Raw genomic sequence first — 15,618 nt, forward strand, 5'->3', positions numbered from 1 at the left:
ATTGTCTTATTTAACCTTAGATTTTCCCGAACCAGATGAACGTCTCCGTCGGGAATTTTTTTTGTTTTTAGTTCGCTTTGGCGTTTGTCTCTGATACTTCTTTATCGCTGATATGATGTAATCACTGATGGTGTGACTCATTGCCCCTAATTCTAATCCTACTCCCAAGACGATCACTTCTTGGGAATATCTAGTGACCATTAATTGTATGACCTTGTGGGTAAACTGTTGCAAACTCCAGTCAAACCTCCAAATTAACTGGACAATAACTACCCCAGTGATAGCTAGTAATATTAAAACAGTAAAAAGATACAACAAACGTAGAATGGTCCCAATCAGAAATCCATGAGAAAACAGAGAACGATGTTTGATGAAATATCGGTAGGGAAGCCATATCCCTCGAATAATTCCCCACCTTTTGTATTGAATCGAGTGAATATCGAGATCAGGACCGAACATTAATCCACTAAAGAGATAAGAACCCGCGATTAATAACGTCAGTCTTCTATGACCACTTAAAAAATAAGTAAATCCAACCATTAGAGGTAAACTACAAAACGTAATGTGATCGTGAGTACGTCCAGAAGGCATAAAGAAAATCTATTCTTGTTGTTTAATTGTCAAAAGATATGTTAGCATTAAAGCAGTTTGGGGCGATTAGCTCAGCGGTAGAGCTCCTGCCTTACAAGCAGGCTGTCACTGGTTCAAATCCAGTATCGCCCATCCCTTTGATTTGATTAGTGAAGTTCTTTCTGTAAGAAGAACATCTTTCCTGTCAAAAAGCTGATACACTTCTATAAAATAGGGAAGAAATCGTCAATTATCTGATATGAGTGCATTCAACTCGGCTTGTTTTATCTATTTTGATCTACTTAGACAAGAAATCACTGTTAAGCTGATTATACGACGGGGAAGTGCGAATATCTAGATTAAACTTTCATTTCTACTCTTAACTCATATCTTAACACTTCAATGTTAAACTCTCCTTGAAAACTCAGTGAACGCCAGGGAAATTTGAACTAGAAAGACTTCCTGAGAACATTCTTCTCGTGAGAAAAAGTATCAAAGCTAGCTTTTCCATGGTAGCTCCCCATACCACCCACTTTCTCCGACACCGCCCAAGGAAAGCTCCCAAACTTTAAACGACGTACTACCGTATCATTGAAGCAGACTTTTACAGAGAAAATTGAGTGTAAAATATTTTTTTGCTGATCTCGAGAAAACAAGTAGAGGGCTAAAGGCTTAGAATGTTGATTTACTCAAGTAATAGCTTCTTCGAAACTTCCATATTCCAGAACTGGCAAAATAGGACCAAAGATTTCCTTATAATGGGATCATGCCAACTCACCTTGTCTAGAACAGTAGGAGCAATACAGGTCTGTCCGGTGTTGATAAACTGGTCACAGGCAATTCGCTTAGCAGCGTAACCCACATTAATATTGTCATCGACAATACAGGGACTTTTGTCTCTTCATCCTAGGGTAACTGGTGTTAGATGTTTAGCGGACACATTCTTATGAAAGTGTCCAACAGATGCTCCTCCAGTAAAAAAAGTATAGTAAAATTTGTGGGCTAATACTTAATATCTCCTTCTACAACAGAGACATAATATCGAAGGTGGAATGAACCAGGTTAGCCACCACTTGAAAAGTGAAAGGAGCTTGTTCAGAAAGTTTGAGAATAACACAGTTTTCAGCTGCAATCGCTCCCACTAGGGGAGAAATCATTAGTTGTAAAGGGTAATTTCAGGTACCGAAAATCAACACAACTCCTAAAGGTTCTGGTTTAATCTAAACTAAAGCTAGTAATTGATAGTTGGGGTTTAATCCAAGATTTCAGGTTTTGAAGAGTTAGATTAATCTCTTCTAGAGTCGCAATTTAGAAATAGGACTCAAATGCAGGTCGGACCAAATCATCTTTAGTGGCTTCAACAATTGCCTCTTGATGATCAATGATTCCTTTCTTTTAATTTTCCAGTTATGTTAGACAAAAGTTTACGGATTTCATCTAGCTAGTTCCCAACAGTGCCCTTTGTTGTTGGATTCCATCCTCAATTGGAGTTGTTGTTGTCTCAATGATCATTAACTTTTTTCAAAAAAAGCAATTTAACTCTCTTAGCTTATAGTACTACTTAACTGACACGACTGAAAAAGTTTATCCGCGTAATATTTCATGAGAAAGTTAAGCTTTCTTGAATATCTCTGGCTAAGTTCAATAAAAATGAGTAACTTAGAAACAATAGGATATAATTTACGCAGGGTGGTATCTATCTTTATTGTCCAAATTATATTCAATCGGAGAATGGTCCTGAAAGCTCATATTTTAATAATTAAAAATAAAACCTATAATTTGTGACTATGAATATTACCATCATAAGTTGGGTGTTGGGCATATTTTTTGCTTTAATGACCTTTTTATTTATCATAAGAATCATTCTAACTTGGTATCCTCAAATAGAATTGAATTATTTTCCTTGGACATTAATTGTTTATCCCACAGAACCGTTATTAACTCCTGTTCGTAAGATCATTCCTCCTTTGGGTGGCGTGGATATTAGCCCGATTATTTGGGTAGGGATTTTTAGTTTATTAAGAGAAATTTTATTAGGACAGCAAGGATTAATTACGATGATTTTATCAACTTAATTGGACCCATAGTATTTTTCGTGTATTAGGCTACTAAAAGCTCCGGTTTTAAATGGGTTATCTAGTTCAGTTATACCAACAAAACTTTTTACAATAGTTTCTTTTGACGTCACTAGCCTGTTGCTTCTATGCCTGAATTTACTGTATCACCAGTTGTTGAGTCTCCAGATTTGATTACCATTAAAACCCAACCCATTCATATTCCCCAAAGCCATGGTGAAGATTTAGGTCCCATTAGCGATTTTGCTCCTGAAAGTTGGAGTTATAACCCAGAGAGTATTGAGGAGTATTACAGTAAACGTTTTCTAGCAGTTTTACATCGGTTGATTAGTATTGCTTTACAATCTTCTTGGTTTTTTTTAAGTTTATGGTGGGATAAGTTAAGGGGAATCAACCCTAAAGATAATCGCAAACGGGCAATTCAGTTGCGGGAAATACTTACCAGATTAGGACCTGCTTATATTAAAATTGGACAGGCTCTGTCAACACGTCCTGATTTAGTTCCTCCTTATTATCTTGATGAATTAACCTCCTTACAAGATCATATTCCTTCTTTCCCTAATGAGATTGCCTATCGTTTTATTGAAGAAGAATTAGGAGAATCTCCCGAAGCGATTTACGCAGAAATTTCTCCCCAACCCTTGGCTGCAGCTTCCTTAGGACAAGTGTATAAAGGAAAATTAAAAAATGGAGAACAAGTAGCTATAAAGGTACAGCGTCCTGATTTGATTAGACGCATAACATTAGATATTTATCTAATGCGAAATCTAGCTAGTTGGGCACAGCAAGTATTCAAATTTATTCGCTCAGATTTAGTTTCTATTACAGATGAATTAGCCAGTCGTATTTTTGAAGAGATTAACTACATTCAAGAAGGGAAAAATGCCGAAAAATTTGCCAAATTTTATGGATATTTACCTGAAATTTATGTACCTAAAATTTACTGGAAGTATACGGGAAGACGCGTTTTAACAATGGAATGGATAGAAGGAACAAAGTTAACCGATATTCAAAAAGTTCAAGCCAAAGGAATTAATGCAACTCACCTGGTAGAAGTCGGGGTTCAATGTTCTTTGCGTCAATTGTTAGAACATGGTTTCTTCCATGCTGATCCTCATCCAGGGAACTTATTAGCTATGGATAATGGGCAATTAGCTTATTTAGATTTTGGTATGATGAGTCAGATCAAGCCCTATCAACGTTATGGTCTAATTGAGGCAGTTGTCCACCTAGTTAATCGTGATTTTGAATCGTTGGCTTATGATTATGTTAAGCTAGACTTCCTCCAACCCGATACAGATTTATCTCCAATTATTCCAGCTTTAAGTCAAGTTTTTGGTAATGCTTTGGGAGCAAGTGTTGCTGAGTTAAACTTTAAGAGTATTACTGATCAGATGTCTGCAATGATGTACGAGTTTCCTTTTCGTGTCCCTGCTTATTATGCTTTGATTATTCGATCAATGGTAACCTTAGAAGGGATTGCAATTGGCATTGATCCTAACTTTAAAGTCCTCAGCAAAGCTTATCCTTATGTTGCGAAACGACTCCTAACTGATCCATCTCAAGAATTACGAACTTCCCTTAAAAATTTATTATTTAAAGATGGAAGTTTCCGATGGAATCGTTTAGAAAATTTGTTAAGGAATGCTAAAGATTCTCAGGAATATGATATTGATATAGTTCTCGAGCAAGCTACTGAGTTTCTCTTCTCTGAAAGAGGATTATTTATTCGGGAATATTTCATTGATGAGGTAATTCATGCTGCCGATTTATTGGGTCGTCGAACCTGGTTTACTGCTTCTACAATAGTGAGAAAACAAGTAGGTTTAGCCGTTGAAGAAACTCCTTCAGACTTTAAAAATAATGGGCAAACAACAGAACATTTAAAAAATATTTTAAAAATCCTTCAGGAAACCCCAGGATTCGACCACATGCACCTCGTTACCATAGCTACAAAACTATTAGTTAAACCAGAAATTAAACAGATGGGACAAAAAATTGTTGAAGGGTTAATGCAAAAAGTAGTTGCTCGTCTAATTTATAATTTACTTCTAGACTGGGATAAACCTCAAGACAGGAAAAGTACTATATCTTTGACTAAAAAATCTTTATATATAGCTTCTTAGAGACTTTAGGTCAAGTAAATCTCTAAAATAAATATCGGAATGTGTTTAGTTTGTTTAACGCACCTTGGTCGTTTATTAGTACTAAATTTATGTGTAAAATTTAAATTTTTTTTAATTATACAAATAATTTAAAAATTCGGAAAAATAGACTTGTTAGAATCATAACTTATAATAAATTTTTTCAAAAAAACTTATTTCCAATAAGAAGGAAACAATCTAGATTAAAACGATATCTGAAGAAACTTATTTAGCTTTGTAGCTTAAGTTGAATGAAACTAAAAAGTAGTTCCTTGAGAAGCAAAGATTTTGTCGGGTTGAGAAGATATTATTTACCTTGGAAAGTATCTCAGGGGCAGACTCTCAAAAATAGTGTGGTTGCTGTAGCAATAAATATAATCATAGCGGATAAATTTTGAATAAATATGATTAAATAGAAGAAGAAATGCCTAAGTTTTAAAACCCAATAATTTTAAGCAAAGAGGAGAAAAAAATATCTATTAACTGATAAGCTACTTTAAAAAAGTAGCTTATCAATTCAAATTAATACCAGCATATAGGCGAATATGAAAAGGACTAAAAGTAGCTCGTTAGATGAAAAAAATTGTGTTAAAAAAGTTTGGAACCAAAAAGGATGAGATTAATTGAAAAAGTTTAGATATTCTTGTCAGAGTCTAAGAGAACAGCAAAGAAATAAAGAGCCTTTAAACAATAGAAATATTTGTTGAAAATTTACTTTTAAAAATTTAAAACCTAGAAAAAATATCTAAAATAATGAGATAGGTATGTGTGGTTTTTATGCACCTAGAGTAGGATTAAAACCAATCAGAAAAAAAGTATAAAGTCTTGGGAAAGACCAACCGCTATAGGAAGTCAGAGCTATGAATGGTTGTTCATACGTTTATGGATTTCTCAAACTACTAAAGAGAGTAACTTTATAACATTCAATCCCAAGAGCAAACATAAAATGGCTGAATTTAGTTGATAAACATTTAGCTAAAGATATAGGGCTATCTAAAAAAAATATTAATAGAAGATAATAATAAATGATTTTGTAGTAAAAAGGTAAAATTATTTCATAAATTACTAGGAAATCTTTATAAGCTTACTCTTCATAATTAGGACCAGTATAAAGATGATGGATATTATGTAGATGAGTCTTGATTTAATGAGTATTTTAAACTATTTTATTCATCTTTGTAATTAACTAATAGCTTATATATTGTTACTTGAATTTTTTTAAAATTCAGAGGAAGATAATAGTTTGTTATTGATAATTTCTATTTTAAATAATTGTAAAATTAGTCGTATTTTAACTTAAATATAAAAAATAAAACCGTGATTTTGACAAAATTTAAAATCACTTTTATCAAGTCTCTAGATAGATTCTTTTATTGACTATAAAATATTAAGACAATGATAATAAATCTTTGTTCAGCTAAGTCGATAATAGATGTGAAATAAACCTTTTTAAAATAATTTATAAATATTTGAGGTCTAAATAAGGCAAAATGACTATAGCAGTAGCTCCTTAGAATACTTTTCATGATTTTATTAATTATGGTCAACAAGTTCAGAAATCTCTGCTAACTAGAATCTATAATCGTTCTTATTGTGGTTATCTTAAATGTAGAGATTGAAATACTGTCTTAATTATTTTGTACAAAGGTTTAAGTAGGTTGGAGCACAGTTAAACTCAAGCGTTAGGAGAGACTTCCTCGTGGTAATATCAAAAAATATTACTGGTTGATAGAGACTGATTAATTAAAGTAGATGATTTAAAAATTACGCTAAACATTTATTTTCTGCAATAGATAAAGTGATCACTATCTATATATTTGATCAACTCAAAATTGCTCAATAATAACCAGCTATGTTAACAAAATTTTTATAAAAAAAGTAACTATCTCTTAGTTTAAAACCTATAAACTTACAATTAATTTTAAAAGATAATCATCTTTATATTTTAACCAAATTATTAATTTACTCTTTGACCCTCATTAAATATAATTTTATAAATAATTTAAAACCTTAGTTTAAATAACCTAATATTTTTTGACTATAAAATTACTAAATAAACTTTTACTAACTTCGTTTAAACCTTAATAATCTCAGATAAAAAAAGATAATATCCCTCGATGTTATCTTTTTTTATCTGAGATTATTAACTATTTCTAATTATGAAACTAAATTACTGGGCACGAGATAAATCGTAGAACGTCTCGAACAAATAATCACGGAATAAATATTGGTATTTAGGGATAAAATACTGAGTATAGAGATTTTCAATAACACTCAGCTGTAGATTTATTCATAATAGGTTTAATGGCCATTTTTTATTTTAAAAACCAATCCTATTTTATTAGTTTTCTGCGCTTTATTTCTAGCGAGAGCTAAATCTTTTTAAGATCAATCATTTTGAGCTCATTTATGCAATGTGCAACTCCTATAAGCCAAACTAGGAAAAAATACCTCATCAAGATCTTGACCTTGCTGAAATAACTTAGGAAAAAAGCCAGGAATTTACCTAGCTTTTTGATAAATATTCTTGAGTAGACACTTCAGGAGTTGCGAAATTTTTTAACATTCGTCATCCTTGTCTCCTCCACAATCATTGTTAGTAATTACATCTCCAGGCATAATATGAGGGATAGCGAATGCTATGGTTTCTATGCTAACAATGGTGAGCAAGACGATGGCGGTTCCCCAAAATAATTGACATTTGATAGGTTTCATAGTTAATTTTCTCCTGGTCATTCACACCAATTGAATTAGTTTTGAGTATCTTTAATCCTTCACTTTTAGGATAAAACGCCTCACATTGAATGTCAGTCCCACGATTGAATTTTAAGGCTAAGCAACATGGAAGTAAAGCGAAAATAGTAGAATTGGGAATAAGTATGTATTAAAAACTACACTTGATACTAACGGCTATTGTTGCCAATGTAAATACTAGATTTAATATTCTTAAGGCAATCGCCATGAAACCAAAAGGCTGGGATCAATTCCTCAAAGAAGTAGCCATCGATCAAAATCTCAAAGGAAGACTTCGAGAAATCTTTTTAGTTCGGTTTGCTTATGAAAATTGGCGTAAACCAGATACAAAGGTTTGGGAACTAGCTGAAGCAGCCAGTCATGAGACATACAAGAAACAAATGACCGAACTCTACAGTTGTTTTGCCAATGATCAGCCTAATGGTTGTCCTGAATTGGATCCTCGTAGTAAAGGTCCTGGGAAGTTTCAAGTTTTACGAGAATGGCTCAAAGATATTAAATATCCTGATTGGAAACAAGCCTCAGCAATGCCAACGTTTTCAAGTCTTTCGATAATTGATCTCCAAATGTGCATAAAAGTTGACTCTCCTATCTATGTTCAACGTCCTCCGGTTGAAGTAGATAGTTGCCAAGAAATTCTTAAACCTGGTGCGTTAATTAGGATTAAAGCCCCTGAAAAAATGGGAAAAACATCTCTTCTTAATACTATTCTCGTCTATGCTGAAGCTTATGACTGTTACAAGGTGTATCTTAATCTCCGTGGTGCAGAAGGGGCAATGTTTACCACCTTAGATAAATTTCTTCGCTGGTTTTGTGCGAACATTAGTAGAGAGTTAGGCCTTAAACCTGAACTCGATGATTATTGGGATGAGGAATTATTTGGTAGTTTAGTAAGTTGTAAAACTTATTTTCAAAGTTATTTGTTAAAAAAGATTGACCGCCCTATAGCGTTAGGTTTAGACAATCTTGATCGCATCTTTGAATATCCCGATATTGCTAAAGATTTTTTACCTATGCTTCGCTATTGGCATGAAGAAGCTAACAATTTAAAAATTTGGCAAAATCTTCGTTTAGTGATTGCTAATTCTACAGAGGTTTATATCAAACTTGACGCCAATCAATCTCCTTTTAATGTAGGCAGACAGATTAAATTACCTGGGTTTAATCTAGAACAGGTATTAACTTTGGCTAAATATTATGGATTTAGCTGGTCAGAAGATAAAAAACAACAGGAGTTTGCTAAATATTTAATTGAAATGGTAGGAGGACATCCCTATTTAATTCGTCTTGCTTTTGATGCCCTTACCTATAAGAATATTCCTCAAAATAAACTCTTAGAAGAAGCCTCGACCCAAGGAGGAATTTATGGGGCGCATTTACGCCGTCATTGGAGTAATTTACAATCTTCTCCTGGATTAGCTGAAGCTATGAAACAAGTGGTTAAAACTGAAATGGGAGTACAGCTAGAACCATCTGTAGCTTATAAATTAGAGAGTATGGGACTAATTAATTTAGTTGGAGATGAAGCCCAGCCCACTTGCAAGCTATATCATAGCTATTTTCTGGATAATCTTTAAACTCTAATTTTATTGAATAGTATCAATTAATTTTTCTGCTTCTTCTGATACTCGGTACAAATACCAACTATTTCTCAATATATAGCTTTTTAAAAGACTATTTGTGTTTTCATTTATGCTCCTCCTCTTTAAAGGACATATTTATAGTTTTTTGTGCTTACAATCACAAAAACTCCAAGGATTTCAAGAAAAGCTATCTCTAAAACTAATAAAAAAAATATTCTTAAAAATCCCAAATGAGTTAAATTGTATAGATGTATAAGTTCACTTAAAATAAGATATTCAAATTGGCAATTTTGTTAAAGAATTAAATTAGTTTAAGTATTTTATCTGTAAAATTAGTTACTAATTTACAAAATTAACCGTCAGCTTTAATTTACTAGATTATAATTAGTATCCCATCTCCAAAAGAATAAAATCGATAACGCTGTTCAATTGCTTCTTGATATAAATTCATCAATCGTTCTCGTCCTATTAAAGCACTCACTAACATTAATAAACTTGATCGCGGCAAGTGAAAATTTGTAATCATTCCATCAATCACTTGCCAGGAATACCCAGGATAAATAAATAGATTAGTTTTGCCTTGAAATGCTACTAACTCTTGTTTACCTTGAGTTTTAGCTATTTGTACTGCCCCTTCCAAAGATCGAACCACCGTTGTTCCTACTGCAATCACCCGTCCCCCATTCTTTTTTGTCTTAGCAATCATATCCACAGTAATTTGGGGTACTTCCACCCATTCCGAATGCATATTATGTTGGGAAATATCTTCCACCTCCACAGGACGAAATGTTCCTACTCCTACATGGAGAGTGACATAAGCTTGAGCAATTCCTTTATCAGTCAATCTTTGTAACAACTCTGGGGTAAAGTGTAATCCTGCTGTGGGAGCTGCCACCGCTCCAAGTTTTTGAGCATAAACGGTTTGATAAAGATCGAAGTTATCTTCAAAACGGGTGATATAAGGAGGTAGAGGAATTGTTCCCAAGTGTTCAATCACTTGCCAAAATAAGTCCGGTGAAGATCTCTCAAACTGTAATAATCTTCCCCCTGTTGCTGAATCAACTTTAAGTACCTTAGCTTTTAAATAAACGGGGCTTTTTGTATTTCTCTCTGGAGAGTCGGGAAACCAAATTTCCGAACCAACTTTAAAGCATTTTCCTGGTTTAACCAAAGCCAACCAACAGAAAGGGGCTTTTTCCTCTAATAGCAGGATCTCAACAGGTGCACCTGTCGGTTTATGTCCATAAAGTCTAGCCCGAATGACACGAGTATCATTGAGCACTAATAAATCTCCTGGTAATAACCACTGAGGTAACTCTCGGAACACACTATGAACTTGAGTCGTCAAGCAATTAACTACCAATAATCGAGAACTATCTCTAGGGGTAACAGGTTTTTGGGCAATCAACTCAGGTGGCAATTGATAATCGTAACTCGATAATAAATAGTCATCAGTCATAGGGAAAACAAAAATCTGAAGATGGGGACTCTCCCCCCATTGTAAAACGTCTAAAATGGGGGGAGAGTCCCCTATGAAAATTGGTTGGATTATTGTCACCCTAGAAGACGTAGGATAATTAATTAAGCAGATAACTTAGAGAGAAACAATGGACTATATTTACTTTCTTGGTAACGCAAGCTTAACCTTACGGGTCATCGAATACTTACAATCGACAAATGACTGGCCATATTGTTCGATGACAGTTATTCATCAAATTAATGGTTGGATCGTTAGGGTCAAGTTTAAACAGCCTTTAACTCCTTACCAACACGGGAACTTTAAGGCATTTATGAATGAAATCGGTATCCCCTACGAACTTGAAATACGTCTTCAAATGGTCTTCTGGAGTTTAGAAACGGGACAATCTCCCATTGATGTCATGCGTCGTTATCAAGTGGCTATTGTTTCTCACGGATCTCCAGATACTAATGACATTGAGGCATTTCGGCAACAGTTCACTAAAGGCTTAGGTTATTGCCCAGAAACTTTAGCTTAATTCGTCAGGAAATTTGGGTAGGAATCCTTTCCTAGAACGATGGCTTCGTATTAGAGTGTCACGTAGGTTAAGCAACCCATCCAAGACAATATATTTAAGTTAAGACAGCTTTTAGAATAAAGTCCAGTTAACCTAATTAACTGATAGTGCAGACAATAACAAGTAGAGGCGGTTTTGTTGAAGCAGAAATATAGAATTATGAGGCTCAGGAGTTACTCCTGTTTTTCGGCGTGTGAAGATGTTAAAACCATTCCTATTAATTAGAAACAAAATGGTTCATGACACGGTATACTCCACCCAGAAATATTGATTAACTAGAAAAGTAATGATAGCCGTAGCAATTCTCGCAGCAGGACGTGGAACACGAATGAAGTCAGACCTTCCTAAGGTACTTCATCAAGTGGGGGGACGTTCATTGGTAGAACGGGTACTTGAAAGTTGTTGTCTGCTCAATCCATCTAAAAAACTCGTCATTGTAGGTTATGAAGCTCAACTAGTTCAACAGTCATTGCATCAGGTTGGCTTCTTAGAATTTATTGAGCAAAGAGAACAATTAGGCACAGGCCATGCTATTCAACAATTGTTACCCTGTTTAAAAGACTTTACCGGAGATTTATTAGTCTTAAATGGAGATGTGCCCTTATTAAGGCCTGAAACGTTAGAAAATTTACTCAAGATTCATAAACTTCATCGTAATGCTGCTACATTACTCACAGCCCATTTACCTGAACCAAAAGGATATGGACGAGTGTTTTGTGATGGTGACAATTTAATCAGACAAATTGTGGAAGATCGTGACTGTAACGCCGCCCAAAAACAAACCCATCGCGTCAATGGAGGTATTTATTGTTTTAATTGGCCTAAATTAGCCGAAGTGCTGCCAAAACTCTCTTCTAATAATGATCAAGAAGAATATTATTTAACAGATGTGGTTAAGTATCTATCTCCTGTGATGGCAGTAGATGTGAAAGATTATTTTGAGATTAGTGGGATTAATGATCGTAAACAATTGGCTATTGCCAATGATATCCTTCAAAATCGTATTAAAGATTATTGGATGGCTAAAGGAGTGACCATGATTGCTCCTGATAGTATCACTATTGACGATACCGTTAAATTACAACCTGATGTTGTGATCGAAGCCCAAAGTCACTTAAGGGGAGATACTATTATTGGGAAAGGAAGTATCATTGGACCAGGAACTCTAATTGAAAATAGTAAAGTTGGTAAAAACGTAATAGTACTCTACTCGGTCATCATTGATAGTCAAGTAGCCGATGGATGTCGTGTTGGACCCTATACACATTTGCGGGGTCAAGCTCGGGTGGGAGAGTCCTCTCGTATTGGCAATTTTGTAGAAATTAAAAAGTCAATCATCGGACAAAAAACCAATGTGGCTCATCTTTCCTATTTGGGGGATGCAACGTTAGGAGAAGGGGTTAACGTGGGGGCCGGAACAATTACTGCTAACTATGATGGGGTGCAAAAACATCCGACCATTATTGGTGATGGAACAAAAACCGGAGCGAATAGTGTGTTTGTTGCTCCAGTGACGTTAGGGGAAAATGTCACTGTAGCTGCGGGGTCTGTTGTCACCGATAATGTCCCCGATCAAGCTTTAGTCATTGCTCGAAAACGGCAGCGAATTATAAAGGATTGGAAAATGAGTATTAAAAAGAAAAATTAGTAATTTATTGTTCTCAATGAGATAAATAATAACTGACATAAAATTACTTAAACTAGAAGTTCGACTTTTTACTTATAAGTCGTTGAGCCGCAATAAACAATACAATTTCAAGAAACTGGAAGAAAGTAAGTAGATTGTTAATCTGTTCTAAAAAAATACAAAAGGATCCTAGCATAATAAACTAAAACAAAGCTTAAAATGAATATACTATGGGTACTGATAAGTGTAAGTTTGACAGTCACTTCTACCTGGTTGAATAAGAGTTAGTCTTTTTGGTTTGATTTTTAGTTAATCGACTTTGCCGGATTTATTATTAAAAATAATAAATCTCTTCACTTCTAAACTATTCAATGATGAAGATGATTTAATGGCGTCTATCACTGCTATCATCAATTCGTATTTATCTTCTAGCATACTACCGGCTAATTTAGTTTCTTTTATTATTTACCATTCTTACTCAAAAATTGTAAATTTTTGAGTAAGAATGGTAAATAAGTAGGCAAAAAATATGTGAATACTACTTTCTTTGTCTTTTCTACTTGACTTTTATAGCGCAACTAACATGATTAAGTCCATGTTTTTCAAGAATCATTGTTATTTTTTTAAAAAATTTTAATCTTTTTAAAAATTATTATCTTGCTAGTTCATTAACTTAATAATATTAAGTAAGTAGCCTTTAATGATTTAAGCAGTACAAAACAAATTCAAATAAAAAATAAATTATCTAGATCAAATAACTCTTTAAAAACTTTACTTAGCTTTGCATATTAGTTTAAGTTGACTAATATGCAAAGCTAAAAAGTAAAAATTCTATTGCTGTGACATCCTGGTGTCGGAAAATTGCTTAAGGGGAGAAAATCTATAGCTTTTGTGGAGTGTAGGAATTAGTTTTCTTTCAAAGGATTATGAAGGCAGAATTTTATCATTTTGATTAAATAACTCAAATATTTGACGACAGAAACATTTAAGTTTTTCTTCTACATCTGCAGCTGGTTGATAATCTCCCTCGAATTGCCAATCATACACTGTTGACAGTCGCCAGGTCTGGCCTTGATGATTAAACGCAGCTGTATCGACTCCAACTAATTTTTCGGAGTCATCTAGGGAATCTTGATGGAAACGAATTTGTACCAACAGACTACGACTTTGGAAACGGGGACTCCATCCAGGTAAATGAAACCCAATGTCAATGGAATTGGGATCGACTAATTCAATGGTATCAGGATCATTATACCAAGGTTTAAGATCTGCTTTCGCATCGGGAAAATACGACTCAAATAGATGGACAATGACTGCAATCTTAGTAGCCACTTCTAGTCCTTGTGCTTTTTCCGACGCGTTCATAGTGTAATCTCCTCTTACATACAGATATATCAACAGGTTTTAATTCGGTCTTAGATGATAAATTTAATGAATAAATTTTCTCTATTCTATGCCAGGATTTTAATAATTTTTTATATAGATAAAAACAAAAAAATTAAAAGTTTATGACAGAGCATTTCCTGACAATTGGTTTTCCTTAGTAATTTTATCGGGAGGTTTACCCAACCTAATGATACTGAAAAAACCCTCTGTTATTCTTCTCGATGGATGACTTTCCAACTATACTCAGCTAGCAACAAAAAGGTTTCTAAATAAAAGCCCCTGATTAAATTAGGTTTAGAAAATATGCCATGCTAGACGGGGAGAGTTTACCTATACTCCCCAGACTTATAGTTAGGCGTTATAAGTGTTTATTGAAGTCTTAGATCCTAAGCAATTATCTATACATCGTCTAAGATTTTCTAGTCTCAGTGGGAACATAATATGCCTTTGCTCATCTTAGGATAATTGATTGTCTGATCATATTGAATATTCCCATGTCATCTACCGTAAAATTACCATAGATCATGAAACAGTAGGAGATTACTCTTTTAGCGGATTTAATAATTCAAAATATTCTAATTATCAATTAAAATCTTGATAAAAGAAGTAAGTTTATTGTTTATGATAAAAAATTGGCAATACATTGACAACCATAAAAGTTCAGCTTTGGGACGGTCTTTGCTGATCACCACAATAATGGCTATTCGAAAAAAGGTTAATATTTGGGGTCATTGTCACCTTAATTGTTTGAGGGATGGCTGCTACCTGACTATTTTCAAAGGTTTCCGAAAGCTTAGCGGCTGGTTTATCGTGGGATTGCTCAATTCCGATGAGGCTCAACACTATTCCTAAAAACATTGGATGCAAGAAGTGAGCAATCCAATTGTAAACTTTTCATGCCGTTAGACTTGATAAAAAATCTAAATTATTGGGAAAAGTAATAGAATGATGTCAAGTATTAAGTCGATTTTATCGATGGTCTTGATGCTCGTGACCGTTTTTTAGTGAGTTACAGTGGTCTTCAAGTGTCTATTCTCACCACCTGATCCCTTATAAAAAATTGAGCAACTGCAAGTTTTGATTGGACCGATTACAGAAGCGTAGGAAAAATATCAATTTTAAAAGATTTCATCTCTGACCCAGATTGGATAGATACCCGAACTTATATTCATGGACCTTAAAGCACACTTGGGCAACAGATGAATAATTTACACTATTCTTTGTTGCCCAAGTAACAAAAAACTGCTTTTAGTCTAGTTAAGCAGTTTTTTAATCATTTTGAACAGATTAATACGTCGGTAGCTATAAATCTTAATAGATTAGCCGCTCAAAACCAATACTATCAGGCTGTTCAGGACTTTGATACGTTCTTGTTTCTGATTCCTCAATGTAGTTAAGTTAGTTAATAGTTAACAGTTCATAGTAGTCGGTTATCCCTTTTTA

At 34.1% G+C, this 15,618-nt stretch carries 11 protein-coding genes and 1 tRNA gene; 6 read left to right on the top strand and 6 right to left on the bottom strand.

Translation table 11 applies throughout. The annotated features are described in order from the left end of the window. Window positions 1-6: 6 nt before the first annotated feature. Window positions 7-591, bottom strand: a complete 585-nt coding sequence (locus ETSB_RS06325) for a metal-binding protein (protein WP_044106968.1) — start codon at window positions 589-591, stop codon at window positions 7-9. A 60-nt stretch (window positions 592-651) separates the two neighbouring features. On the opposite strand from ETSB_RS06325, the gene ETSB_RS06330 reads away from it, so the two are divergent. After that, a tRNA-Val gene (locus ETSB_RS06330) sits at window positions 652-723 on the top strand. Between the two features lie 869 nt (window positions 724-1,592). Here ETSB_RS06330 and ETSB_RS10520 read toward each other — a convergent pair. After that, the gene (locus tag ETSB_RS10520; RefSeq protein WP_145972246.1) at window positions 1,593-1,727 is read right to left on the bottom strand and encodes a hypothetical protein; all 135 of its coding nucleotides are present in this window, start codon (window positions 1,725-1,727) and stop codon (window positions 1,593-1,595) included. A gap of 630 nt (window positions 1,728-2,357) precedes the next feature. Between ETSB_RS10520 and ETSB_RS06340 the strand changes: the two genes are divergently transcribed. Both ETSB_RS06340 and ETSB_RS06345 read left to right on the top strand, forming a co-directional pair. Beyond that, the gene (locus ETSB_RS06340) at window positions 2,358-2,645 is read left to right on the top strand and encodes a YggT family protein (protein WP_044106969.1); all 288 of its coding nucleotides are present in this window, start codon (window positions 2,358-2,360) and stop codon (window positions 2,643-2,645) included. 128 nt (window positions 2,646-2,773) lie between these two features. After that, window positions 2,774-4,771, top strand: a complete 1,998-nt coding sequence (locus ETSB_RS06345; protein ID WP_044106970.1) for an ABC1 kinase family protein — start codon at window positions 2,774-2,776, stop codon at window positions 4,769-4,771. Window positions 4,772-7,348: 2,577 nt separating this feature from the next. Here the strand turns inward: ETSB_RS06345 and ETSB_RS09995 are convergent. Further along, window positions 7,349-7,504: a hypothetical protein gene (locus ETSB_RS09995; RefSeq protein WP_171816424.1), complete on the bottom strand. Its 156-nt coding sequence runs from the start codon at window positions 7,502-7,504 to the stop codon at window positions 7,349-7,351. 245 nt (window positions 7,505-7,749) lie between these two features. Here ETSB_RS09995 and ETSB_RS06350 point away from each other — a divergent pair, with 245 nt between their 5' ends. Then, complete coding sequence (locus ETSB_RS06350) at window positions 7,750-9,120, top strand: AAA-like domain-containing protein (RefSeq protein ID WP_044106971.1); 1,371 nt, start codon at window positions 7,750-7,752, stop codon at window positions 9,118-9,120. Window positions 9,121-9,499: 379 nt separating this feature from the next. Here the strand turns inward: ETSB_RS06350 and queA are convergent, their stop codons facing one another. Continuing rightward, window positions 9,500-10,585 (bottom strand): tRNA preQ1(34) S-adenosylmethionine ribosyltransferase-isomerase QueA, encoded by a 1,086-nt coding sequence (gene queA, locus ETSB_RS06355; RefSeq protein WP_044107665.1) that lies wholly within the window; start codon window positions 10,583-10,585, stop codon window positions 9,500-9,502. Between the two features lie 148 nt (window positions 10,586-10,733). Here queA and ETSB_RS06360 point away from each other — a divergent pair, with 148 nt between their 5' ends. Then, on the top strand, window positions 10,734-11,123 hold the full coding sequence (locus ETSB_RS06360; RefSeq protein ID WP_044106973.1) for a hypothetical protein: 390 nt from the start codon (window positions 10,734-10,736) through the stop codon (window positions 11,121-11,123). Window positions 11,124-11,448: 325 nt separating this feature from the next. Continuing rightward, window positions 11,449-12,810 carry a bifunctional UDP-N-acetylglucosamine diphosphorylase/glucosamine-1-phosphate N-acetyltransferase GlmU gene (glmU, locus tag ETSB_RS06365; protein WP_044106974.1) on the top strand — a complete coding sequence of 454 codons (1,362 nt, stop codon included), beginning with the start codon at window positions 11,449-11,451 and terminating at the stop codon, window positions 12,808-12,810. Between the two features lie 903 nt (window positions 12,811-13,713). Here glmU and ETSB_RS06370 read toward each other — a convergent pair. Then, the gene (locus ETSB_RS06370) at window positions 13,714-14,154 is read right to left on the bottom strand and encodes a hypothetical protein (protein WP_044106975.1); all 441 of its coding nucleotides are present in this window, start codon (window positions 14,152-14,154) and stop codon (window positions 13,714-13,716) included. A gap of 681 nt (window positions 14,155-14,835) precedes the next feature. Then, complete coding sequence (locus tag ETSB_RS06375; RefSeq protein WP_145972247.1) at window positions 14,836-15,018, bottom strand: hypothetical protein; 183 nt, start codon at window positions 15,016-15,018, stop codon at window positions 14,836-14,838. Window positions 15,019-15,618 lie beyond the last annotated feature (600 nt).

It is taken from the genome of cyanobacterium endosymbiont of Epithemia turgida isolate EtSB Lake Yunoko (assembly GCF_000829235.1).
GTDB lineage: Bacteria > Cyanobacteriota > Cyanobacteriia > Cyanobacteriales > Microcystaceae > Rippkaea.

What these genes read in the sequence shown, in the direction of transcription:
- ETSB_RS06325 (WP_044106968.1), bottom strand. Translation starts at nt 591, where the DNA reads ATGCCTTCTGGACGTACTCACGATCACATTACGTTTTGTAGTTTACCT.
- ETSB_RS10520 (WP_145972246.1), bottom strand. Translation starts at nt 1,727, where the DNA reads ATGATTTCTCCCCTAGTGGGAGCGATTGCAGCTGAAAACTGTGTTATT.
- ETSB_RS06340 (WP_044106969.1), top strand. Translation starts at nt 2,358, where the DNA reads ATGAATATTACCATCATAAGTTGGGTGTTGGGCATATTTTTTGCTTTA.
- ETSB_RS06345 (WP_044106970.1), top strand. Translation starts at nt 2,774, where the DNA reads ATGCCTGAATTTACTGTATCACCAGTTGTTGAGTCTCCAGATTTGATT.
- ETSB_RS09995 (WP_171816424.1), bottom strand. Translation starts at nt 7,504, where the DNA reads ATGAAACCTATCAAATGTCAATTATTTTGGGGAACCGCCATCGTCTTG.
- ETSB_RS06350 (WP_044106971.1), top strand. Translation starts at nt 7,750, where the DNA reads ATGAAACCAAAAGGCTGGGATCAATTCCTCAAAGAAGTAGCCATCGAT.
- queA (WP_044107665.1), bottom strand. Translation starts at nt 10,585, where the DNA reads ATGACTGATGACTATTTATTATCGAGTTACGATTATCAATTGCCACCT.
- ETSB_RS06360 (WP_044106973.1), top strand. Translation starts at nt 10,734, where the DNA reads ATGGACTATATTTACTTTCTTGGTAACGCAAGCTTAACCTTACGGGTC.
- glmU (WP_044106974.1), top strand. Translation starts at nt 11,449, where the DNA reads ATGATAGCCGTAGCAATTCTCGCAGCAGGACGTGGAACACGAATGAAG.
- ETSB_RS06370 (WP_044106975.1), bottom strand. Translation starts at nt 14,154, where the DNA reads ATGAACGCGTCGGAAAAAGCACAAGGACTAGAAGTGGCTACTAAGATT.